Here is a 21,958-nt window from a genome sequence, read left to right on the forward strand (position 1 = left end):
GCGGCATGCGTGCCGTCTGTGATATCCACGGTATAAATCCCTGTTCAGCTGGTCATTAGACACCTTCGGCGAAGTGTCCAGAACGGTGCGGTGGTACCGTCGGGCATGGCCCACGCGACCGCCGAGGAGCACCGGCATGGACGTGCGCGCGAAGCGCTGGCGGCGGCGCTGAAAGCCCGCCTGCGGACCGAGCCGCTGGACAGGGTGACGGTCACCGAGCTGACGCGCGACTGCGGGCTGACCCGGCAGGCGTTCTACTACCACTTCCCCGACGTGCGGCAGCTCGCGGTGTGGGTGTTCGAGACCGAGGTCGCCGGCCGGGTCCGTGCGTTCGCGTCCGAACTCGGCTGGGCCGACGGCCTCGTCCGGTTGATGCGGTACATGCGCGACAACCGCTCGTCGACGCTGGGGGTGCTGGACGGGCTGGGCCGGTCGGGGCTCGAGCGCTTCCTGTTCGGGCAGATGCGGCCCATCACCGAGGCCGTGATGGACCGGGAGGGCGGCGGGCCGGTGCGCGCGCAGGACCGCGTCCTGGTGGTGGACTTCTACACCTCAGCGGTGCTCGCCGTGGTGCTGCGGTGGGTCGCGGACGGCATGGTGGAGCACCCCTACCGGGTGGTCGGCGATCTGGAGATCATGCTGCACGGAGCGATGCGGGAGTCGGTGCGCCGGCTCGACGAACGTGCCGCGCCCGGGCGGGGTCAGGGGCGCGGGTGAGAGAGGACCGCGTCAGACCGCTTGGCGCTGCTGAAGCAGGGGGCACTCGAACGGGTCGCGCTCGCCCAGGCCCACGCGATTGATGTAGCGGACCACGATCGCATACGACTGCCACAGGCCGGTCTGCGTGTAGGTGACCCCCTTCTCGCGGCAGTACGCCGCGATCATCGTCGAGGCCTTGCGAAGGTGCGGCCGGGGCATGGAGGGGAACAGGTGGTGCTCGATCTGGTAGTTCAGCCCGCCCATCGCGGTGTCCAGCAGCCGGCTGCCCCGGATGTTGCGACTCATGAGCACCTGCCGGCGGAGGAAGTCGCCCTTCACGCCGGCCGGAACGAGCGGCATCCCCTTGTGATTCGGCGCGAACGACATTCCCATGTACACCCCGAACACTCCGAGCTGCACGCCCAGGAAGGCGAAGGCGATCCCGGGGGAGAGGACGACGAACGCCAGCACCAGGTAGCCGATGATGCGCACCAGGAGGAAGGTGATCTCCACGGGCCGTCGCCGCAGGGGTTCACGGGAGAACACCCGGCGCACACCGGCGGCGTGCAGGGAGAGGCCTTCGAGCAGGAGGATGGGGAAGAAGAAGAGCCCCTGGTGGGCCATCAGCCAGCCCAGCGGCCCCTTTCGTCGCTCGGCCGCCTGATCCGCCGTGAAGGAGATGACCGGCAGCTCGATGTCGGGGTCTGAGCCGATCTTGTTGGGATTGGCGTGGTGCTTGGTGTGCTTGTGCTGCCACCAGCCGTAGCTCATCCCCACGAACAGATTGCCGATGATCAACGACGTCCAGTCGTTCCACGTGCCCGAGCGGAAGATCTGCCGGTGGGCGGCGTCGTGCCCGAGCATGGCGATCTGCGTGAACACGACGGCCAGCACGGCGGCGGTGACCAGCTGCCACCACGAATCGCCGATCCAGACGAACGCGAGACCCATCGCCGCGATGACGACCGGGACGGCGAGCAGTTTCGTCCAGTAGTAGCCGTACCTGCGTCGCATCAGTCCGCTGGAGGTGACCCGGCGCGAGAGCTCGGTGAAGTCGTTTGCGAGCTTCGGCGTGGTCGACCGCACGGCTGCGGCGGAGGAACCGGGGAGGATGTCGGTCATGGTGACCCCTTGTCGGGATGAGGGAGGCGCGGAAGCCTCGGGGGAACGACGGGGTCTGGGCCGATCGGTGTCAGCCTAGGGGCGGCGGCTCCGCACGAGAAGCCCTTGGCGAGGATGGTCGGCGGACTGTCAGCGGTCGTACGCCATGGCGGCGATCGGGGGCTCAGCTCGGCGAAGGGCCGGTTCGGTGCAGGAGCGGCAGCAGCATCTCGGTGAGCGCGCGCTCGGTGGCGCCCGGATCCAGGTCGCCGTCGATGCGGAGCACGCGCCATGTCGTGGCATCGCAGAGCGCCACGATCTGCGCCGAGCGGCGGGCGCGGGTCGCCTCGTCCAGCTCGGGATCGAGGTGTGGGGCGAACGTTCGTCGGCACCAGTCCACGTGATACGCCCGGCCGCGCCCGGCGATGTCCGCAAGCCCTGGCACGAGGGGCGCCTCCGCGTAGGTCTTGAGGATCAGCAGCCCATACTCCTCGTAGTGCGCCACGAGGGCGCGGATCGTCTCGGTCGGCGTCGACCGAGACGCGGCCTCACGTGTCGCGGCGATGCGCGCGAGTTCACGCTCCACCGTCGTGGTCATCAGCCCGGGCTTGCTTCCGAACCGGCGGATGACCGTCTGCACCGTGACGCCGGCATCCGAGGCGACGTCCTCGAGGCGGACGCGTTCGTACGGCGTGGTGCGCAGCCGCGCGAGCATCGCGTCCACGATCCGCTCCGCGGTCGACTCGGCCGCATCCGCCCGTGCCGACATGCGATACGTGCGGGTTTTCATGTTAATTACGCTAACATCAAAATGTGGAAGCCTTCATCGAGCACGCTCGGCGCGTCCCCACGCGCCTCGGCTCCCTGTTCGTCCGGCGGGTCGGCCGTGGCGTCCCCACGGTGCTGTGGTCGTCGATGTTCGTCGACGGTCACACGTGGGACCGGCTGCTGCCCCTTCTGCTGGCCGATGCTCCGGGGCGGGAGTACATCGTGATCGACCCGCCGGGGCTCGGCCTCAGCGAGCCTCTGCAGCGCCGCACCACCATCGCCGAGGCGGCCGGTGCCGCGCGCGACGCCCTCGAGGTGCTCGGGGTGGGCGAGCCGGTGGACTGGATCGGCAACGCATTCGGAGGTCATGTCGGGTACGAGCTGGCCACAGATGCGTCGGTGGTACGGAGCTTCGTCGCGATCAGCGCACCCGTCGAGCCGCTTCCTGCGGAGCTCCGGCGGAAGATCGCCCTGCTGCATCCGCTCCTGCGCCTGGCCGGCCCCGTCCGTCCCGTGGAGAACGCCATCGTGGCGGCGATGCTGACGTCCGACTCTGCGAAGGACACCGGCATCCTGCGCGTCGTCATGGAGAGCCTGGCGCGACCGACGCGCGCAAGCCTGAGCTTCGCGCTGCGCTCCTTCATCATCGATCGCTCCGATGTCACCGACCGCCTCGCGCGCATCTGCGCACCGAGCCTGTTCGTCGCCTCCGACGACCGCGGCGACTGGAGCCCGGCCGACGCCCGGCGGGCCGCCGACCAGGCGCCGAACGCTCGATCCGTCACGATCGCGGGTGCACGGACCCTCATCCCGCTCGAGCAGCCGGCCGCGCTCGCGCGAGCGATCGTGGACTTCTGGCGCGCCGGAGCCGGCGAGCCGTCTCAGCGGTAGTTGATGAACTGCAGGTCGACGTCCAGGTCGGCGGCCTTGAGGATGCGGATGACCTCCTGGAGGTCGTCGCGGCTCTTGGACTGCACGCGCAGCTCGTCACCCTGGATCTGGGACTTGACCGACTTGGGGGCCTCGTCCCGGATGAGCTTGCCGATCTTCTTGGCGTTCTCCTGAGAGATGCCCTCCTTCAGCGTGGAGACGATGCGGTACTCCTTGCCGCTGGCGGTGGGCTCACCGGATTCGAGGCTCTTCAGGGAGATCCCGCGCTTGATGAGCTTCGTCTGGAAGACGTCGAGCACCGCCTTCGCGCGCTCCTCGGAGTTCGCCTTGATGAGGATGGACTCCCCGCTCCACTCGATCGAGGAATCCGTGCCCTTGAAGTCGTAGCGCTGCTCGACCTCCTTGCGGGCCTGGTTGAGCGCGTTGTCGGCTTCCTGCCGATCGATCTTGGAGACGATGTCGAATGAGCTGTCGGCCATGACGCGAGTTTAGCCGGGAGGGTGCCGCCGGACATCGGCGAGGCGCCCCGCGGTGCAAGCGCTTCCGCCCAGACGGATCCATCACGTCTTGATACGGATCCATCACGTCTTGATATCGAATGGGCGTGCGCGTTGCGCGGCCCTCGCCGCTCGCCCAAACTGTAAGCGCTTGCATAACGAGCCGGGGTCGACGGTGTCCGCCAGTGCGCTGACAGCGGGAACTCCTTCTGACAGAGAGGCACACACCGATGAAGGTGAACACCAAGGGAGCGCTCGGGTTCGGCGCACTCCTCGCGACCGGCGCCCTGCTCCTCGCCGGATGCGCCGGCGGCGGCGGGGACGACGAAGGTTCGAGCGGCGGCGGCGACGCGTCGGCGAAGCTGACCGTCTGGGTCGACGCGAACCGCGTGGACGCACTCAAGGACGTCGCGGCCACCTTCGAGGAGGAGAAGGGCATCGAGGTCGAACTCGTCCAGCGCGACTTCACCAAGATCCAGGCCGACTTCGCCGCTCAGGTCCCCACGGGCAAGGGCCCCGACATCACCGTCGGCGCGCACGACTGGCTGGGCGGCTTCGTCCAGGACGGCCTGGTCGCCCCGATCGAACTCGGCGACAAGGCCGCGGAGTTCCAGGAGGTCGCCATCCAGGCCTTCACCAACGAGGGCAACGTCTACGGCCTGCCCTACGCGACCGAGAACCTCGCCCTCATGCGCAACGTCGACCTCGCCCCCGAGGCCCCGACGTCCTTCGACGACATGATCGCCAAGGGCACCGCGGCCGGTGTGCAGTACCCGTTCGTCGTGGGTCTCGACCCGGCCAACGCCGACCCGTACCACCTGTACCCGTTCGAGACGTCGTTCGGAAACTCCGTCTTCGCCCAGAACGCCGACGGCAGCTACGACGGCTCGCAGCTGACCATCGGCGACGAGAGCGGACTCGCGTTCGCGTCGTGGCTGGGCCAGCAGGGTGCCGCCGGCACCATCAACCTGAACCTGACGCAGGACCTCTCCAAGGAGGCCTTCAACTCGGGCCAGACGCCGTTCATCCTCACCGGCCCGTGGAACGTCGCCGACGCCGAGGCGAAGGGCATCACGGTCGCCATCGACCCGATCCCCTCCGCCGGTGGCCAGACGGCCAAGCCGTTCGTCGGTGTGCAGGGCTTCTACCTCAACGCCAAGTCGGACAACGCCCTCGCGGCCAACGAGTTCCTTGTGAACTACCTGGCCACCGAGCCGGTCCAGACCGCCCTGTACGAGGCGGGCGACCGCCCGCCGGCCCTGACTGCCGCGTACGAGAAGGCCGCGAGCGACCCGATCATCGCCGGATTCGGTGCGGTGGGCGCCGAAGGTGCGCCGATGCCGAGCATTCCCGAGATGGGCGCCGTGTGGGAGTTCTGGGGCGTCGCCGAGGTTGCGATCCTCAAGGGTGAAGACCCCGCCGCCACCTGGACGAAGATGGCGGAGGACATCCAGGGCAACATCGGCGGCTGAGACTCCGCGTCTCTCCGCCCACGGATGGGGCGGTCTTCGGGCCGCCCCATCCTCACCCCACACGATCCGACGAAGAAGAAGGCCCCGAGGATGACCCTCACCCCGGTCGAGACCGATCAGCCCACCGAGCGCCGGGACCCGGCCGCCGACAAGCGCCGCCGCCGCGCGGAGCGCTACGCCGAAGCGGCGTCGGCGGGGTGGAAGGTGTGGCTGGTCAAGATCGCCGCGCTGGCGATCATCGACGCCGCCGCCGTCTACGCCACGATGGTGCTCGCCGCATCCGATCAGTGGGTCATCGCGGGCATCGTGGCGGTCGTGACGGTCGCCGTCAACGTCGTCTATCTCACGCCGGGACTGCTTCCCGCCAAGTACCTCACGCCCGGACTCATCTTCCTGCTCGTGTTCCAGATCTTCGTGATCGGGTACACGGTGTACATCGCCTTCACCAACTACGGGTCCGGCCACAACTCCAGCAAGGACGACGCGGTGAACGCGCTCCTGCTGCAGTCGCAGTCGCGGCTGGAGGACTCCGCGACGTACCCCATCACGGTGGTCGAGCAGAACGGCGTGTTCTCGCTGCTGGTCACCGACCCCGAGACCGGCGACGCCGAGGTGGGCAACAGCGACGCCCCCCTCGAGCCGGTCGACGCCGAGTTCAGCGGCGGCAAGGCCATCGAAGCCGAGGGGTACACCACCCTCCAGTTCGCCGAGGTGATCGCCAACCAGAAGGAGATCGGCGCCATCGCGGTGCCGGTGTCCGAAGACCCCAACGACGGCTACCTCCGCACGACCGACGGCTCGAGCGCGTACTTGTTCACGTCGAGCCTGCAGTGGGACCCCGACGCCGACACGATGACCGACACGCGCACGGGCACGGTGTACCACGACGTCGGCACGGGTGCCTTCACCGCCGATGACGGCACCGAGCTCCTTCCCGGGTGGGTCGTGACCGTCGGTGTGGACAACTTCGTCCGCGCCTTCACGGAGGAATCCATCCGCGGCCCATTCATCGCCGTGGCCATCTGGACCTTCGTGTTCGCCTTCCTCTCGGTGGCGACGACGTTCGTGCTGGGGCTGTTCCTCGCGATCGTCTTCAACGATCCGCGCATGAAGAGCCGGAAGTACTACCGCGTCATCATGATCCTGCCGTACGCGTTCCCGGCGTTCCTGTCGGCGCTGGTGTGGGCGGGACTGTTCAACCAGGACTTCGGCTTCATCAACCAGGTGATCTTCGGCGGTGCCTCCATCCCGTGGCTGCAGGATCCGTTGCTGGCCAAGATCGCGATCCTGATCGTGAACCTCTGGCTGGGCTTCCCCTACATGTTTCTGGTGACCACCGGCGCGCTGCAGTCCATTCCCGACGACGTCACCGAGGCCGGCAAGGTCGACGGGGCGAGCGTGTGGCAGATCTTCCGGTACATCAAGTTCCCGCTGCTGCTGGTATCGGTCGCCCCGCTGCTGATCTCGTCCTTCGCGTTCAACTTCAACAACTTCAACCTGATCTACATGCTCACCGGCGGCGGCCCCCGATTCGCCGACGCCTCGATCAACGCCGGCGCCACCGACATCCTGATCTCGATGGTCTACAAGGTCGCCTTCGTGGGGCAGCTGCGCGACTTCGGGCTCGCCAGCGCGTTCTCGATCATCATCTTCGTCCTGGTGGGGGTCATCTCCTACATCTCGTTCCGCCAGACCAAGGCCCTCGAGGAGCTGAACTGACATGGCGCTGAATTCGACCCCGTTGACCGGGGGCACCGGGCCGGAGGTCGCCCGCGCTCTGGGCGAAGACGCCGCGGCGGGGCGCGCCGACGACTCCGGCCGGCGAGGCGCGCGCGCGCCGCGACGTCCCTTCGGCGTGTGGTTCCGGCAGACCGGATGGCGTCACCTCATCGGCATCGTGATGCTGGTGTTCTGCTCCTTCCCCCTCCTGTACGTCCTGTCCGCGGCGCTGAACCCGGGTGGGACCCTGCTGACGGCGAACGGGCTGTTCCGCACGTTCAGTGTGGAGAGCTTCACGCGGCTGTTCGAGAACCCGACCCAGCCGTTCGCGGCCTGGTTCGTGAACTCGATGGTGATCGGGCTCGCCACCGCGATCGGCACCGTGTTCCTCGGCGCGCTGGCGGCGTATTCGTTCTCGCGGATGCGGTTCGCCGGGCGTCGCATCGGATTGCTCAGCCTGCTGCTGGTGCAGATGTTCCCGCAGCTGCTGGCCTTCGTCGCGATCTTCCTGCTCATGTCGACGATCGCCGACATCTTCCCCGCGATCGGTCTGAACACGCAGATCGGCCTCATCATGGTCTACCTCGGTGGGGCGCTCGGGGTGAACACGTACCTCATGTACGGGTTCTTCAACACCGTGCCGATGTCCATCGACGAGGCCGCGAAGATCGACGGCGCGGGGCACGCCCGCATCTTCTTCACGATCATCCTGCGCCTGGTGGCGCCGATCCTCGCCGTCGTCGGGCTGCTGTCATTCATCGCCACCCTCAACGACTTCGTGATCGCCTCCGTCGTGCTCGTCGACACCGACAAGCAGACCCTGGCGGTCGGGCTGTACCGGATGGTGTCGGAAGAGACGGCGGCGAACTGGAGCCTCTTCGCCGCCGGCGCGGTCTTGGCGGCGATCCTGCCCATGGCGCTGTTCCTGGCGTTGCAGCGGTACATCGTCGGAGGGCTCACGGCCGGCAGCGTCAAGTAGCCCGCCCGGCTCGCACGCATCGGCGGCGACGAGCCGGCGGGCCCGGCGTCGGATCCGACTTCGTAGACTGGTCGCCGAGGTGATGCCATGCGTCCTCTGACCGAGGAAGAAGTGCGCGAGTCGTTCGTCAACGCCGCCGGCGAGGACCGACGGATCGTCGCGATGCCCGATGATTTCCTGCTGACCGATTGGGACCACTTGGACTTCCTCGCGTGGCGGGACCCCCGCACGCGCGGCCGGGGATACCTCGTGACCGAGCGCGACGGCCGGCCGCTGGGAGTCGTCCTGCGTGCGGCGGAGGGCACCTCCCATGCGCGCTCGGCCCTGTGCAACCTGTGCCACACGATGCAGCCCGGTGACCAGGTCGCCCTCTTCACCGCGCGCAAGGCCGGTCACGCCGGCGAGGCGGGCGACAGCGTCGGCACGTACATGTGCGCCGACCTGTCGTGCCACGAGACGGTGCGACTGGCGATGCCGCTCGCGCCGAACGAGGTGCGCGCCAGCGTGGACCTGAAGATCGACGGCACGCGCCGGCGCACCGAGGCGTTCGTGGAGCGCGTGCTCGAAAGCGCGCACGCATGAGCGGCCGGGTGGTCGTGGTCGGTGATGCCCTCATCGACGAGCTGCGCGACGACACCGGCGTTCGGGAGTTCGTCGGCGGTGCCGCGCTCAACGTGGCCGTGGGGCTGTCACGCCTGGGCGTTCCCACGACGCTCGTCGCGATGGTCGGCGAGGACGAACCCGGCGGCCGGATCCGCACGTACCTCGAGGATTACGGCGTCGAGCTGCTGGCGACGCCGTCGCCGTTCGGGACGTCGCGCGCCGTGAGCACGCGGTCGCCCTCGGGTGAGCCGGAATACGTCTTCAACGAAGCCGCGCAGAAGCGCCGCATCCGCTTCGGCGACGCCGAGCGCGCCGCCTTCGCGGATGCGGCGATGGTCGTCGTCAGCTGCTTCCCCTTCGACGACCGGGCGCAGACCGACGAGTTCGCCGATGCGCTGGATTCGGCATCCGCGGCCCTCGCGGTCGACCCGAACCCGCGCGAGGGCATGCTGCACGACCGGGAGGAGTTCGTGCGCGGATTCGAGCGGATCAGCACCGGCGCCGTGCTGGTGAAGATCGGCGAGGACGACGCGACACTGCTGTACGGGGAATCGCTGGATCTCCTGCGTCCCCGCATCGCCGACCTCGGGGTGGGCGCCGTGCTGGCTACGTACGGCGCGGGCGGTGCCGCGATCGACGCCGGGGCCGACACGGTGTCGCGTCCGATCTCCGCCATGCCGGGGCGCATCGTCGACACGATGGGCGCCGGCGACGCCGTGCTGGCCGCCACCGTCGCGCTGCTGCAGGACGGCATGCCCGCCGACGCGGACGAGTGGGGTGCCGTGCTCGAGCGGGCCATGGATGTCGCAGCGGCCACGTGCCGGTTCGAGGGCGCGCTGCTGCGCGTTCCCCGCGCGCTCGAGGGCCGCGACATGGACCGCATCGGCACCTGACGCCCGTCCGCCCCCGCCGCCTGCGGCGCCTGCGGTCGCCGAAATCAGGAGAAACGCCCGAATCAGGATGCTTTGCGCCGCATCCGTCCTGATTCGGGCGATTCGCCTGATTTCGGCTGGCGGACCTGCTGATTCGGTGCGCCGGTCGCGGGGAGGTAATATGGGGGATCGCGCCTCCGGTCGACTGCACAAGCCGGGCGGGTGCGCACCTGGCGAGTTACCCAAGCGGCCAAAGGGATCTGACTGTAAATCAGACTGCTCAGCATTCGGGGGTTCGAATCCCTCACTCGCCACCAAAGGAGAGCCCCCTCAGGGGGCTTTTTCCGTATCCCCGTCGGCGGATGCGTCGAAGGCAGCGGCGAGCGCCGCCCGAACCGCACGGATGCCGGGACGCCCACGGGACCCGCGGCGTACGGCGGTGAAGACGTCGCGTCGGGGCGTGCCGGGAAGGTCGACCAGGCGCACCGGGGGAGTGGCGCCGGCGAAGACCAGGTCGGGGATCATGCCCACAGCGGCGCCGGCGGCGACCAGCCGGGCGTGCGCGGTGAGGTCGGCGAGCTCGAACCGCACGTCGGGCTCGAAGCCGGCGGCCCGGCACTGCTGCGTCGACCACTGCCGGGCCGCCGTGCCACGCGGCTCCATCACCCACGCGCGATCGGCGAACGCGGCCAGATCGGTCGTCGGCTCGTCCGGTGAGACGGCGAGGCGGATCGCGTCGCGCCCCAGCAGCGTGTGCTCGATGCCGGCGCGGTGCTCGCGGGTGTGGCCGGGGTACTGCTCGGCCACGACGAGATCGAAGCCCCGGGCCGACAGCTCGAACAGGCCCTCCTCGGGCGCGAGCTCCATGACCTCGACGCGCAGCTCGGGTTCGCTCTCGGCGAGGGAGCGCACGGCCGCCGGGATGAGACCGTGCACGGCGGACTGCATCGCCGCCACGCGGACGGGCGCGTGCGAGGGCTGCAGGCGCTCGAGCTCTGCCCGTGCCTGCTCGTCCGCGTCCAGCATGATGGCGGCGTGCGCGGCCAGCGCTTCACCCTGGGCCGTGAGCCGTACGCGGCGCCCGTCGGGCTCGAGGAGCGGCACGCCCGCGTCGCGCTCCAGCTGCGCGAGCTGCTGCGAGATCGTCGACGGGCTGTACGCGAGGGCCTCGGCCACAGCGGCGAGCGTGCCCCGCACCGACAGCTCGTACAGCAGGCGCAAACGCCGCAGGTCGAACATTCCGAGCACCCATCAGTTGAGCCGAATGGTACTGATCGTAATCCATCGCTTTTCTCGAAGGGTCTGGGCGGTGAGACTGGGCTCATCCCCAGGAGGCACGCCATGACGCTCACCGATTCCCCGCCCCACGCCGTCGCGCCGGCCGATCTCGCCGACGAGGCCATCGCCCTCGTGCGCGCATGGCTGGAGGCGGCGCGGGATCAGCCCGCCGACGTCTCCGCCCAGCGCCTGGCCGGGGTGCTGCGCGACCCGCGCGGGCTGGACTTCACCGTCGGCTTCGTCGACGGCGTCGTCCGTCCGGAGGATCTGCGCGTGGCCGCCCGGAACCTCGCCGCGCTGAAACCCCTCGTCCCCGCCTTCCTGCCGTGGTACCTCAGGGCCGCGATCCGTGCGGGGGCGCTCGCCGCGCCGGTGCTGCCGGCGGTGGTCGTGCCCATCGCCCGCCGTGCGCTGCGCGCGATGGTCCGTCACCTCATCGTGGATGCCACCGACCGCCGCCTGGGACGCTCGATCGCGCGGATCCGCGGTGGAGCGGACAGCGGCATCCGGTTGAACGTGAACCTCCTCGGGGAGGCCATCCTGGGCAAGCGCGAGGCCGCGCGCCGGCTGGAGGGCACGCGCCGCCTGCTCGCCCGGGACGACGTGGACTACGTCTCGATCAAGGTGTCGTCCACGGTGGCGCCGCACACGCCGTGGGCCTTCGAGGATGCCGTGACCGACGCCGTCGACGCCCTGCGGCCGCTGTACCGGCTCGCCGCCGCGGGTGGCAAGTTCGTCAACCTCGACATGGAGGAGTACAAAGACCTCGACCTCACCCTCGAGGTGTTCATGCGCACCCTCGGCGAACCGGAGTTCCAGAGCCTGGAGGCGGGCATCGTCCTGCAGGCCTACCTGCCCGACGCCCTGGGCGCGATGATGCGGCTCCAGGAGTGGGCGGCGGCGCGCGTCGCCGCCGGCGGCGCACCCATCAAGGTGCGCGTGGTCAAGGGCGCGAACCTCCCCATGGAGCGCGTGGACGCCGACGTGCATGACTGGCCACTGGCCACCTGGCCCACCAAGCAGGCGACGGATGCGTCGTACAAAGCGGTGCTCGACTACGCACTGCGCCCCGAGCACACCGCGCACGTGCGCATCGGGGTGGCCGGGCACAACCTCTTCGACATCGCCCTGGCGTGGCTGCTCGCCGAACGGCGCGGCGTGACCGGCGGCATCGACGTCGAGATGCTGCTGGGGATGGCCACGGCGCAGGCCGCCGTCGTGCGGCGCACGGTCGGCTCGATCCTGCTGTACACGCCGGTCGTGCACCCCCAGGAGTTCGACGTCGCGATCGCCTACCTCATCCGCCGCCTGGAAGAGGGGGCGTCGGGGGAGAACTTCATGTCGGCGGTGTTCGACCTCGACAGCGACGCGGGCCTGTTCGCCCGCGAACGCGACCGTTTCCTCGCCGCCCTCGAGGATCTGCCCTCCGGTGTTCCCGAGCCCCGCCGGGTACAGGACCGCCGCACTCCGGCGGAGCCGGCGCCGCGTGGCGGATTCCGCAACGCGCCCGACTCCGATCCGTCGATCGCCGCGAACCGGGAGTGGGCTGCCGGCATCGTCGGCCGGATGGCCGCCTCCCGCCTGGGCGAGGAGACCGCTGCCGGGCACATCGTCACCGAGGCGGGCGCGCTGGATGAGCTCCTCACCGCCGCATCCGCGGCATCCGCCGCGTGGCGCGCCCTGGGGGCCGAAGGCCGCGCCGAGATCCTGCACCGCGCCGGCGACGTGCTCGAGGCCCGTAGAGCGGACCTCATCGAGGTCATGGGCTCCGAATGCGGCAAGGTCGTCGAGCAGAGCGACCCGGAGGTGTCGGAGGCGATCGACTTCGCGCACTACTACGCCGAGCAGGGTCGCGGCTTGAGCGGGGTCGACGGCGCCGAGTTCGCGCCCGTGGCGCTGACGGTCGTCACCCCGCCGTGGAACTTCCCCGTGGCGATCCCTGCCGGGTCCACGTTGGCCGCCCTCGCCGCCGGAAGTGCCGTGATCATCAAGCCGGCGCGGCAGTCGCGCCGGGCCGGGGCGGTCATGGTGGAGGCGCTGTGGGAGGCCGGCGTCCCCCGCGACGTGCTGCGCTACGTGCAGCTGGAGGACCGCGATCTCGGGCGGCGGCTCATCGCGCATCCGGCGGTGGAGCGCGTCGTGCTCACCGGCGCGTACGAGACGGCGGAGCTGTTCCGCTCCTTCCGGCCGGATCTGCCCCTGCTGGCCGAGACCAGCGGCAAGAACGCCATCATCGTCACCCCGAGCGCCGACCTGGATGTCGCCGCCCGCGACGTGGCCTTCTCGGCGTTCGGCCATGCCGGCCAGAAGTGCTCGGCCGCGTCGCTGGTGATCCTGGTCGGATCGGTCGCGACTTCCGACCGGTTCCGGCAGCAGCTCGTGGATGCCGTCACCTCGATGGAGGTGGGGATGCCGTGGCAGCCCGCCAGCCGCATCGGACCGCTCATCGGCCCGGCGGAGGGAAAGCTCCTGCGCGCGCTCACGACGCTCGAGTCCGGTCAGCGTTGGCTCGTGCAGCCGCGACGTCTGGACGACGAGGGCGCGCTGTGGACCCCGGGCATCCGGGTGGGTGTGCAGCCGGGGAGCGAGTTCCATCTCACCGAGTACTTCGGGCCGGTGCTGGGAGTCATGTCCGCCGCGACGCTGGAAGAAGCCGTCACGCTGGTCAACGCCATCGAGTACGGGCTGACCTCGGGGCTGCACTCGCTGGAGGAGGCGGAGATCGCCACGTGGCTGCGCACGGTGGAGGCGGGCAACGCGTACGTCAATCGAGGCACGACAGGGGCCATCGTGCAGCGGCAGCCCTTCGGCGGCTGGAAGAAGTCGGCGGTGGGGGCCGGAACCAAGGCCGGCGGTCCGAGCTACCTCTTCGGGTTCGGAACGTGGACGGATGCGGCGCCCTCGGCCGACGGCCGCCTCGACGCCTTCGCCACCACGGCCCTTGCCGCGGTGCCCGAGGACGATCGGGCATGGCTGGCCGCTGCACTGGCCACCGATGAGCGGGCCTGGCGTGAAGAGTTCGGCCTCGCCCGCGACGTCTCCGCGCTCGAGACGGAGCAGAACGTCCTCCGCTATGCGCCCGTTGCCGTGACCGTCCGGATCGAGGACGCGCCCTGGCGGTCGCTCGTGCGCGTTGTCGCCGCCGGTGCGCGCGCCGGCGCGGATCTCACCGTCAGCACCGCGAGCGACCCGGCGCCGGCGGTGCGCGCCTGGCTGGAAGGCCTGGGGATCACGGCGCACACGGAGGGACCCGCCGCCTGGACGCGGCGCGTGGCGGACCTGGCGCGCGGAGGTGGTCGCATCCGGCTGCTGGGCGGGTCAGTGGGCGATATCGCCGCGGCGACGGAGGGATCACCGGCGGTCGCCGTGTACTCGGGCCCGGCCGTCAGTGCGGGCAGGGTGGAGATGCTCCCGTTCCTGCGGGAGCAGGCCGTGTCGATCACCGCCCACCGGTTCGGGACGCCGCGTCGGTACGCCGTGCCTGCTGCAGTGGTCGACGGCGTCATGCCCCCGGGGCGAGAACACTAGCGGATCTTCCCCAGCCGGGCCGACGCAGCCGGGCGGCGGAGCGTGCGCATGCCAGGATGGAGCGAACCTGCCACGAGAGGATCCTCATGACCGAAGCCCTGCAGCATCCGCCTCAGCCCGCCCCGCCCGCCCGCGACCGCAGCCGCGGTCTGCTGAGGATGGCGATCTGGGTCGCCATCGGTGCACTCATCGCCGCAGCGATCGTGTGCGTGGTCTGGGTGCTCATCGGGCCCGAGAACGACATCATCGGCCGGGCGTTCCTGACGATCCTGCTGCTGGCGGCGTTCGCCGGAGTGGCGATCCTCGATGTGCATCTCTCGGAGCGCCGGCCCGCGTGGTTCGCGCTCACGAGCATGATCACGTGGGTCGTGACGCTTCTGGTGGGGGCGTTCCTCATCTGGATGCCGACAGAGGAATACGGCTTCGAGGGCTTCACCCGCTTCGTGTCCTTCCTCGCCGTGATCCTCGTGCTCCAGCTGGCGCTGCTGCACGTGCGCCTCTACATCAAGTCCCTCGCGCGCCACATCACGCCGTTCACCCAGACGATCGCGGGCGTCACCGTCGCTCTCGTCGCCAGCCTCGCCGTCATGCTCGTGCTGCCGCTCACGTTCCACGAGTTCATCGACTTCCGTGACCTGTACTGGCGCATCGTCGTGGCCATCACGATCCTCGCGGCCGTCGGCACGGCGCTGATCCCGCTCATGAACGCCCTGTTCGCGCCCAAGCGCCCGCGGCCCGAGCCCGCGCCGTACGCCGCGCTGCCCGCGCCGTACGCCGCGCTGCCCGCGCAGGGCGGCGCCGCGTACGCGCCCGAGCAGCCGGCGCTCCTGCCGTGGCCCACCTTCGCCGACGGCGTGACGCCGCTGCCGGTGATGCCCGACGGGTCGCCCGACTGGAACGCGTACTACACCGGTTACCCGACGTACCCGCAGCAGCACGGTCTCGCTTCGGGCAGCGCTCCGCAGGCGCACCCGCCGGTCGAGCAGCAGCAGGCGTATCCGGCCGCCGAGCCGCAGGCGTACCCGCCGGAGCAGCAGCCGCAGGCGTACCCGCCCGCCGAGCAGCAGCCGCAGGCGTACCCGCCGGCCGAGCAGCAGCAGCAGCCCGGCTATCCCGGTGCTCCGCAGCCGGGCTACGAGGGCTTCCCGCCTCCGCCGCCGGCACCGCGCTGATCCGCCGCGCCCGGGCTGGTCGTCGCGGTGGACCCGCGCACGACCAGCTCGGGAAGCAGGCTGATGTGCGACACCGGTCGACGCGGGTTGGCCCGGAGCGCCCGCAGCGCCTCCACGGCCGCCGCACCGCTCTCGGGAAACGGCTGACGCACCGTCGTCACGGAGAACACCTCCGCGACCTCGACATCGTCGTAGCCGGCCACGCGGACGTCGTCGGGCACTCGGACGCCGCCCTCGCGCAGCCCTGACACCACACCCGCGGCGATGATGTCGTGGAGGGCGAAGACGCCGTCGGGCCGCTTTTCCGCCGCGAGCAGTTCGGCCGCCGCGGCCCGCCCGCCCTCGAAGCTGTCGTCGCACACGACGAAGGCGAGCTTGCGGTCGAAGCCCGCTTCGCGCAGTCGCTGCGCGAAGCCCTGGAGGCGGAGCTCGCCGTTGGTGACGTATTCGCTCGAGCGCGGTACGGGGCTCACCCACGCGATCTCGCGCACACCCTCTTCGAGCAGGTGATCGGCCACGAGTGCTCCGCCCCGCCTGTCGTCGACGGTGACGCTGGTGTACTCCTGCGAGGGCCGATCCAGCAGGACGATCGGTACCCCGCTGTCCTCCAGCTCCGCCGCCAGGCGCGTCGTCGGCTCGGCGCCCATGATGATGAGACCGTCCACGGGCCCGCGGCCCACGACGCGGTCGATCGTCGGCTGATCCGTCGCGGGGAAGTCGATCACGGTCACATCGGCGTCGGGTTCCGCTTCCGCGAGCACCCCCAGGAGCCGTTGCAGATACGTGGAATGCGTCGAGAACGGCGCGACGACGGCGATGCGACGCAGGGTCCGCACGGCTCTGCCCCGGCCCCGGGGGACGAATCCGAGTTCTTCCGCCGTCTCCAGGATCCGCCGGCGAGTGGTGGGGGCGACCCGTTCCGGACGGTTGAGCGCGTGCGAGACCGTGGCGATGCTGACGCCGGATCGGGCGGCGACCTCGTAGATCGTCACGTTCGCGGATGCGCGTCGTTCGTCGGGCGGTTCGATGTCAGACGGCATGACTCATCGCGACCTTTCGATCCGCACGGACCTCATCGTAACGGCGACGCGTCGGCGGTGTGAGAGGGGTCCTCGCGGTCCGTCGCGGTGGCACTGTCGAACTCGGCCAGTTCCCCGCGCAGCTCCTCGATCGCCGCTTCCTGCCAGTCGCGCGACGACGCGACGGCCGCCGTGAGGCCGGGCGTGCCGTGCAACTGGCCCGCGCCTCGGCGGAGTCGTCCCGCCACGCCGGCATGGGTGATCCGGTGCACGAAGGCTTCGGCCGCATCCCGCAGTGCGTCGAACTGTGCCGTCATGACGAGGGTGCGGGGAAGCCCGGACAGGTCGGCGACCCGGGACGGGTTGAGGTAGGGGCCGGGGTCTTCGACACCGCGGTACGCCGCGACGACCGCCAGGGCGCCCTGGAGCTCGGCCGGTGTGGCGAACGCCCGCATGGAGGGCCAGTCCACCGACAGGTCCAGTGCGGGAACCTCGAGAAGCATGTGCGCGAGTGACGGGCCGGCCGGGTCCGCGCGCCGCGCGTCGCGCAGCCGTAACGCCGTGACGGCCGCGATGTGGCCGCCCGCGGAGCCGCCGCCGATCCCCAGCCGCCAGGGGTCGACGTCCCAGCGGTCTGCGGCCGTGTACAGCGCCTGCAGGACCGACAGGGCGTCTTCGACGGCGGCGGGATACGGGTGCTCGGGAGCCAGCCGGTAGTCCAGCGCGATGATCTGCAACCCCGCCGCGGCGGACCGCTCCGACAGCACCGCGTCGTTGAGGAGCTCGCGAGCGCTGCCCGAGACGAAGCCGCCGCCGTGCAGGAACAGCTGGGTGGGCAAGGGCCCGCCGACTCCGCGAGGTCGGATGCGGCGGGCGGAAAGCGGTGCGTGCCCGTCGACGCCGGGGAACTCGATGTCGGTGAGCTCGGCACGCGGATCCACCGGTGCGACGAACTCGGCCGCCAGCGCATCGGAGAGCCGCCGATCGCGTTCGCGCCGGGCGGGGAAATCCCCCGGCCGTGGCAGGGGGAACTCCGCCTGCAGATCGTCGATGCGGGCCAGCCAGTCTCGAATGCCGGGCTCCAGGCCGGTGTAGTCGATCATGGGGCGTCCTCCTCGGATGCGGTCTCGGAGCTCGCTGGTCGGGTGCCGGCGGGCGATGCGGCGATCATTCGGCCACCGGCAGAGTCAGCTGGGAGGGGCTCGCCCCGCCCAGGACGATCGTCTGCGTGCTGGGGATCAGCCGGCCGAAGTCGTGCAGTGGATCGGCGGTGCCGGGGTTGCGCAGGTGGAGCGGGTGCGCGCCGGAGGACACCTGGAGTCGCAGCCGATGCCCGGCCGCCACGCGGTACGCCGCGGGGGAGAGCGTGAGACGCACGCTCCGTCGGTCCGAGACGGTGCCGACAGCGTCCATGCGCCGGTACCCGTCGGTGATCGTGCGCGAGCGTCCGCGCACGTCGACATCGCACAGGCGGACGAAGAAATCGACGCGGGGGTTCGTCGAGGTGAAGGTGAGGTCGACGGTCGCCTCGCCCATGATGACGGTGTCGTGGGGGAGCGGGGTGCCGGTGAAGACGAGGACGTCCGCCCGCCTCTCGCGCTCCCGCTGGTCGCGCGGCCCGGACGTGAAGGGGTTGAGGGAGCGTCCGCCGCCCTGGGGTGTGGGATCTGCCGGATCGTACGCGTACGCGATCGTGTGCTCACTGCTGCCGGCATGCGTGCCCGTGACGGGGTCGAGGTGACCCTCCGGCGCGAGCAGCCACCGGGAGTCGGTGCTCGGAGGGGGCCAGGCCGCAAGGTCGCGCCATCCGCCCGCGCCGCCCACCTGCACGCGCACCGGCGATGGGGGCGGCACCGTCGCGGCATCGCTCAGGCGGCGCAGCGCCTCCCCGACGGCGACGGCCCCCGCTTCGGCCCCGTCATGGGTCCAGTCGCCGACGATCAGGCGGACGGGGCGGCCGGCGGCGTGCAACTCCCGGTAATCGTCCACTCCACCGGTGAGGAAAAGATCGTGCCACCCGGCGATCACCGTCACCGGCGGCACAGTCCGCGGGTCGCCGGCGAACCGCATCGGCTCCCACCACGCGTCGTCGCCGCTGTGCGCGAGCCAATCGCGGAAGAAGGCCGCCTCCCGGCCGGTCGTGACGCGTACTGCGGTCTCCGGAGGCACGGCGAGGCTGCCCCGGGCGACGCGGTGCCGGGCGTGCAGGAGCTTCCACAGCTGCACGATGAGTGCTCGCTCCTGCATGTCGAGGGCGTACGCCCAGGTCACGGCGGTCTCCATGCTGAAACCGCCGCCGGCATAGATCATGGCGCGGTCGATGCTGCGGGCCGACAGCCCCGCGACGAGGGCGTCGGGGCGGTCGGGGCCGTCGCACAGTGCCCACTGGGTCGTTCCGACGTAGCTGAAACCCCACGAGATGACAGGGCCGGCCGACCACGGCAGGGTGCGGAGCCACCGCATCGTCGCCTGGCCGTCTGACACGTCGTCGCGCAATGGGGAGAACTGCCCGCCCGACCCGAAAGTCCCGCGGACGCTCTGGATGACGACGTGGTGCCCGCGCTCGGCGAAGAACGTCGCGACCGCCGCCATGCCGCGCCGGCCGTAGGGCGTGCGGATCAGGATCGTCGCCCCGCCGGCGTTGTGAGCGAACCAGTGGTCGGTGAGCAGCGCGACGCCGTCGGAGGCGAGGACGCGGATGTCCCGCTGCACCTTGACGCCCGAGTGGCTCGGCGCGGGCATGCCGGCCGTGGCCCCGAGCCGCCGGTGCTCCGCGCGTGCCCGCCGGCGCAGGCGCGGAGCATCCACCGCGCGCGGGAACGCGGCCGACGGTGACGCTGGGCTCATTCCAGCACCCCGCCCAGCCACGCGAGGGTCTCGTCGTGCATGCGGCGGAACACCTCCGGTGTCGCGACGGTGTGCGTCATCGGATACCGGTGCCGAGTTACGGCGACCCCCGCGAGCTCGAGCCGATCGGCGTAGGCCAGCGCGTCCGCGCTCAACGGGTCGTCGTCGCCGGTGATGACGAGGGTCGGGCTGGAGCCGCGGAGGTCTTCTCGGCGAGCGGGTGAGACGCGCGGATCCTCCGGGTCTGCGCCGGCCGTGTACAGCGCGATGATCCGCCGGGCGTCCGCGACGCTCGCCTCGTCGGCCCGGAAGCGACCCGACTCGATGCTCAGATCCACCGACGGGGACTGCAGGACGACGGCGACCGGACGTGGCAGCTCCCCGTCCAGGGCGCGGTGCGCTGCGGCGGAAACGAGGTTTCCGCCCGAGCTGATCCCGAAGAGCACGAGACGGTCCGCATCCGCTCCCCACTCGTCGGCGTGATCGGCGATCCACGAGATCGCCGCGGCGACGTCGTCGGCGGGGATGGGGTACGGATGCTCCGGAGCCAGGCGGTGGTCGATTCCGACGACGACGGCCGGAAGGCGTGCGGCGAGTTCCCGGCACAGGGTGTCGTTCAGGTGCCAGCCGGCGGCGCCACCGCCCATCCAGTAGGCCCCGCCGTGCACGAAGGCGATCACGGGCAGCTTCTCCTCGGCGGCCGGACGGTGGACCCGGAGCCCCACGGCGCCCCCGGGCACCGGCGCACCGGCCCACGTCGTCTGGACCGGCTGCTCGCCCGCCGCGGGGAAAGCGGCGCCCGAGGCCTCCGCCAGGATCGTGTCGTAGAACGCGCCCGCGGCCAGGGCGGCGGCGTCGTGGCGTGCGCGTCGCAGCGCCACCTCGGCTTCCCATGCCGGCCGGGAGGATGGATCGGCCGGCGGCGGCTCGGGCAGCGGGCCTCCGCCCGGTGCGAGCCGGGGGAGTCCTCGGGCGATGATCTCCGCGATCAGGGCCGCGTGGTCGGGCTCGCTGTCACTCAGCGGGCGTGGCAACGGCATGAGCTCTCCAGTCCGGGCATACGGGTGGACGACGATCCGTCCCGATCAGCGCACACTCTTGATGGGCAGCACCGAGAGCCCCCCGAGCACGGCGAAGACGATCGCGGCGACGTACAGCGCCGTGTAGTTCTCACCGCCGCCGATCGCCAGCAGCGGCACGGCGACGACAGGGACGAGCAGCTGCGGCAGCTGGTAGGACAGCGCGACGATCCCGAGGTCTTTCCCGGCCTCCTCGAACGTCGGCAGCACCTCGGTCATCAGCGCGATGTCGACGGAGACGTACGCGCCCTGCGCCGCCCCGACGATGAGGATGCCGACCAGGAACATGTCGGGGGCGGCGATCGCCACGAGCAGGCCGGCCGCCGACAGTGCGCACGATGCCCACACGATCCCCTTGCGTCGGCCGGTGCGGTCCGAGATCCACCCGAACAGGATCGTCATGACGATGTTGCCGACGGTGAAGACGATCAGCGTGATCGCCTGAACTCCGGATGCCTCCTCGGCCGGTACTCCGAGGTGATCGATGATGAAGAACAGGAGGTAGGTCGACACCGACACGATCGACATCGTCACGAGAAGCCGGCACGACCATGCCCAGAAGAAGTCGCGGTAGCGGATGGGGTCGAGCCAGTACGTCGCCACGACGTCCGACCACTTCCAGGGGGCGGGGCGCTCCGTGCGGACGATGTCGCGCAGCCCGAAGAACAGCAGCGCGCTGAAGAGCGCTCCGAGCGCACCGGGAACGAGGAACCACGACCACTGCGCCCCGTTGGGCAGCGCGGCGATGAGCGATGCGCCCACGATGAGCGCCAGACCCGCGGAGGCGCTGGCGACGGCGGCGACCCTCGCCCGGATGCGCTTGGGGATCTGATCGGCCAGCAGCGCGTGGACGGCGGCGTTGGATGCGCCGAACCCGCACTGCACGATGATCCATCCGAGGACGACCATCCACACCGAGCCGGAGAAGGCCAGGACGACCACGCCCACGGTTCCCGCGATCGCGCCGCCGAGGATCCAAGGCCGCCGTTTGCCCAGCGACGACATCGTGCGATCGCTGAACCGCCCGAACAGCGGAGTGATCACCATGACGACGATTCCGCCGATCGCCGCCGTGATCGAGAGGTTCAGCCCCTTGGTGTCGTCGTCCAGGAAGGCGAAGACCTTGGGGATGGCCGCCCCGCCGATCGTCCCGGTCGCCAGGCTCAGCCCGAACCAGGCGAGTACGAAGAAGAACAGGAAGCTGCGGCGCTGCGGGGACCCGGGCACCTCGTCACTGCCCGCATCCGCCACCGGTTCCGCAAGGATCGCTTCCGAGGCGGGAGTCGCGCCCGCGCGGGCGTTCCCCTCCCGGGGCAGGCTCGGTGACATTCGTCGGCTCCTCATCGACATGCTCGTCGGTGAGCGCCGTGCCGAGGGAGTGCGCGTCCTGACTCATGGCGGCGCGGCTCCGTCGCAGCGGTGCGACAAGCGAAA

The 21,958-nt window shown here is 70.5% G+C and carries 18 protein-coding genes and 1 tRNA gene; 10 read left to right on the top strand and 9 right to left on the bottom strand.

All coding sequences use genetic code 11. From position 1 onward, the window contains the following. Nucleotides 1–105 precede the first annotated feature (105 nt). Nucleotides 106–717 carry a TetR-like C-terminal domain-containing protein gene (locus E4V99_RS10085; RefSeq protein ID WP_135068685.1) on the top strand — a complete coding sequence of 204 codons (612 nt, stop codon included), beginning with the start codon at nucleotides 106–108 and terminating at the stop codon, nucleotides 715–717. Nucleotides 718–729: 12 nt separating this feature from the next. Here the strand turns inward: E4V99_RS10085 and E4V99_RS10090 are convergent, their stop codons facing one another. Beyond that, the gene (locus tag E4V99_RS10090; protein ID WP_135117127.1) at nucleotides 730–1,821 is read right to left on the bottom strand and encodes an acyl-CoA desaturase; all 1,092 of its coding nucleotides are present in this window, start codon (nucleotides 1,819–1,821) and stop codon (nucleotides 730–732) included. A gap of 163 nt (nucleotides 1,822–1,984) precedes the next feature. Next, on the bottom strand, nucleotides 1,985–2,590 hold the full coding sequence (locus E4V99_RS10095; RefSeq protein WP_135117128.1) for a TetR/AcrR family transcriptional regulator: 606 nt from the start codon (nucleotides 2,588–2,590) through the stop codon (nucleotides 1,985–1,987). A gap of 23 nt (nucleotides 2,591–2,613) precedes the next feature. On the opposite strand from E4V99_RS10095, the gene E4V99_RS10100 reads away from it, so the two are divergent. Next, nucleotides 2,614–3,459 (top strand): alpha/beta hydrolase, encoded by an 846-nt coding sequence (locus tag E4V99_RS10100; RefSeq protein WP_205805780.1) that lies wholly within the window; start codon nucleotides 2,614–2,616, stop codon nucleotides 3,457–3,459. Here E4V99_RS10100 and E4V99_RS10105 read toward each other — a convergent pair. Continuing rightward, a complete protein-coding gene (locus E4V99_RS10105; RefSeq protein WP_135068679.1) occupies nucleotides 3,450–3,938 on the bottom strand; it encodes a YajQ family cyclic di-GMP-binding protein in 489 nt (162 codons plus the stop codon). The genes E4V99_RS10100 and E4V99_RS10105 overlap by 10 nt on opposite strands. Before the next feature lie 248 nt (nucleotides 3,939–4,186). On the opposite strand from E4V99_RS10105, the gene E4V99_RS10110 reads away from it, so the two are divergent. The 6 genes from E4V99_RS10110 to E4V99_RS10135 all read left to right on the top strand — a co-directional run bounded on the left by E4V99_RS10110 (nucleotide 4,187) and on the right by E4V99_RS10135 (nucleotide 9,918). After that, entirely contained in the window at nucleotides 4,187–5,428 is a 1,242-nt protein-coding gene (locus tag E4V99_RS10110; protein WP_135117129.1) for an extracellular solute-binding protein, read from the top strand. Nucleotides 5,429–5,518: 90 nt separating this feature from the next. Continuing rightward, complete coding sequence (locus E4V99_RS10115) at nucleotides 5,519–7,147, top strand: ABC transporter permease subunit (protein ID WP_135117130.1); 1,629 nt, start codon at nucleotides 5,519–5,521, stop codon at nucleotides 7,145–7,147. A 1-nt stretch (nucleotide 7,148) separates the two neighbouring features. Further along, entirely contained in the window at nucleotides 7,149–8,126 is a 978-nt protein-coding gene (locus E4V99_RS10120) for a sugar ABC transporter permease (RefSeq protein WP_135068673.1), read from the top strand. Between the two features lie 87 nt (nucleotides 8,127–8,213). Next, nucleotides 8,214–8,708 carry an FBP domain-containing protein gene (locus E4V99_RS10125; RefSeq protein WP_135068671.1) on the top strand — a complete coding sequence of 165 codons (495 nt, stop codon included), beginning with the start codon at nucleotides 8,214–8,216 and terminating at the stop codon, nucleotides 8,706–8,708. Next, nucleotides 8,705–9,622, top strand: coding sequence for a PfkB family carbohydrate kinase (locus E4V99_RS10130; protein WP_135117131.1), 918 nt, complete (start codon nucleotides 8,705–8,707; stop codon nucleotides 9,620–9,622). Before E4V99_RS10125 ends, E4V99_RS10130 begins: the two co-directional genes overlap by 4 nt. A gap of 211 nt (nucleotides 9,623–9,833) precedes the next feature. Next, nucleotides 9,834–9,918 (top strand) — tRNA-Tyr (locus E4V99_RS10135). 13 nt (nucleotides 9,919–9,931) lie between these two features. On the opposite strand, the gene E4V99_RS10140 is transcribed toward E4V99_RS10135, so the two are convergent. Continuing rightward, a complete protein-coding gene (locus E4V99_RS10140) occupies nucleotides 9,932–10,840 on the bottom strand; it encodes a LysR substrate-binding domain-containing protein (protein WP_135117132.1) in 909 nt (302 codons plus the stop codon). A gap of 102 nt (nucleotides 10,841–10,942) precedes the next feature. Between E4V99_RS10140 and E4V99_RS10145 the strand changes: the two genes are divergently transcribed. Further along, the gene (locus tag E4V99_RS10145; protein WP_135117133.1) at nucleotides 10,943–14,407 is read left to right on the top strand and encodes a bifunctional proline dehydrogenase/L-glutamate gamma-semialdehyde dehydrogenase; all 3,465 of its coding nucleotides are present in this window, start codon (nucleotides 10,943–10,945) and stop codon (nucleotides 14,405–14,407) included. Between the two features lie 86 nt (nucleotides 14,408–14,493). Continuing rightward, nucleotides 14,494–15,579 carry a hypothetical protein gene (locus E4V99_RS10150; protein WP_135117134.1) on the top strand — a complete coding sequence of 362 codons (1,086 nt, stop codon included), beginning with the start codon at nucleotides 14,494–14,496 and terminating at the stop codon, nucleotides 15,577–15,579. Here E4V99_RS10150 and E4V99_RS10155 read toward each other — a convergent pair. The 5 genes from E4V99_RS10155 to E4V99_RS10175 all read right to left on the bottom strand — a co-directional run bounded on the left by E4V99_RS10155 (nucleotide 15,540) and on the right by E4V99_RS10175 (nucleotide 21,853). Continuing rightward, nucleotides 15,540–16,619 carry a LacI family DNA-binding transcriptional regulator gene (locus tag E4V99_RS10155; protein ID WP_135117135.1) on the bottom strand — a complete coding sequence of 360 codons (1,080 nt, stop codon included), beginning with the start codon at nucleotides 16,617–16,619 and terminating at the stop codon, nucleotides 15,540–15,542. The genes E4V99_RS10150 and E4V99_RS10155 overlap by 40 nt on opposite strands. A gap of 32 nt (nucleotides 16,620–16,651) precedes the next feature. Beyond that, nucleotides 16,652–17,701 (bottom strand): alpha/beta hydrolase fold domain-containing protein, encoded by a 1,050-nt coding sequence (locus E4V99_RS10160; RefSeq protein WP_135068659.1) that lies wholly within the window; start codon nucleotides 17,699–17,701, stop codon nucleotides 16,652–16,654. 64 nt (nucleotides 17,702–17,765) lie between these two features. Next, entirely contained in the window at nucleotides 17,766–19,445 is a 1,680-nt protein-coding gene (locus E4V99_RS10165) for a CocE/NonD family hydrolase (protein WP_135117136.1), read from the bottom strand. Continuing rightward, nucleotides 19,442–20,485, bottom strand: coding sequence for an alpha/beta hydrolase (locus E4V99_RS10170; protein WP_135068655.1), 1,044 nt, complete (start codon nucleotides 20,483–20,485; stop codon nucleotides 19,442–19,444). Before E4V99_RS10170 ends, E4V99_RS10165 begins: the two co-directional genes overlap by 4 nt. A gap of 45 nt (nucleotides 20,486–20,530) precedes the next feature. After that, complete coding sequence (locus E4V99_RS10175) at nucleotides 20,531–21,853, bottom strand: MFS transporter (RefSeq protein ID WP_167758111.1); 1,323 nt, start codon at nucleotides 21,851–21,853, stop codon at nucleotides 20,531–20,533. Between the last annotated feature and the right edge of the window lie 105 nt (nucleotides 21,854–21,958).

This window comes from Microbacterium sp. dk485 (genome assembly GCF_004570445.1).
Classification (GTDB): domain Bacteria; phylum Actinomycetota; class Actinomycetes; order Actinomycetales; family Microbacteriaceae; genus Microbacterium; species Microbacterium wangchenii.

Coding starts and splice junctions, on each gene's coding strand:
- E4V99_RS10115 (WP_135117130.1), top strand. CDS start 5,519: ATGACCCTCACCCCGGTCGAGACCGATCAGCCCACCGAGCGCCGGGAC.
- E4V99_RS10105 (WP_135068679.1), bottom strand. CDS start 3,938: ATGGCCGACAGCTCATTCGACATCGTCTCCAAGATCGATCGGCAGGAA.
- E4V99_RS10160 (WP_135068659.1), bottom strand. CDS start 17,701: ATGATCGACTACACCGGCCTGGAGCCCGGCATTCGAGACTGGCTGGCC.
- E4V99_RS10155 (WP_135117135.1), bottom strand. CDS start 16,619: ATGCCGTCTGACATCGAACCGCCCGACGAACGACGCGCATCCGCGAAC.
- E4V99_RS10140 (WP_135117132.1), bottom strand. CDS start 10,840: ATGTTCGACCTGCGGCGTTTGCGCCTGCTGTACGAGCTGTCGGTGCGG.
- E4V99_RS10090 (WP_135117127.1), bottom strand. CDS start 1,821: ATGACCGACATCCTCCCCGGTTCCTCCGCCGCAGCCGTGCGGTCGACC.
- E4V99_RS10095 (WP_135117128.1), bottom strand. CDS start 2,590: ATGAAAACCCGCACGTATCGCATGTCGGCACGGGCGGATGCGGCCGAG.
- E4V99_RS10175 (WP_167758111.1), bottom strand. CDS start 21,853: ATGTCACCGAGCCTGCCCCGGGAGGGGAACGCCCGCGCGGGCGCGACT.
- E4V99_RS10125 (WP_135068671.1), top strand. CDS start 8,214: ATGCGTCCTCTGACCGAGGAAGAAGTGCGCGAGTCGTTCGTCAACGCC.
- E4V99_RS10120 (WP_135068673.1), top strand. CDS start 7,149: ATGGCGCTGAATTCGACCCCGTTGACCGGGGGCACCGGGCCGGAGGTC.
- E4V99_RS10170 (WP_135068655.1), bottom strand. CDS start 20,485: ATGCCGTTGCCACGCCCGCTGAGTGACAGCGAGCCCGACCACGCGGCC.
- E4V99_RS10085 (WP_135068685.1), top strand. CDS start 106: ATGGCCCACGCGACCGCCGAGGAGCACCGGCATGGACGTGCGCGCGAA.
- E4V99_RS10110 (WP_135117129.1), top strand. CDS start 4,187: ATGAAGGTGAACACCAAGGGAGCGCTCGGGTTCGGCGCACTCCTCGCG.
- E4V99_RS10165 (WP_135117136.1), bottom strand. CDS start 19,445: ATGAGCCCAGCGTCACCGTCGGCCGCGTTCCCGCGCGCGGTGGATGCT.
- E4V99_RS10150 (WP_135117134.1), top strand. CDS start 14,494: ATGACCGAAGCCCTGCAGCATCCGCCTCAGCCCGCCCCGCCCGCCCGC.
- E4V99_RS10145 (WP_135117133.1), top strand. CDS start 10,943: ATGACGCTCACCGATTCCCCGCCCCACGCCGTCGCGCCGGCCGATCTC.
- E4V99_RS10130 (WP_135117131.1), top strand. CDS start 8,705: ATGAGCGGCCGGGTGGTCGTGGTCGGTGATGCCCTCATCGACGAGCTG.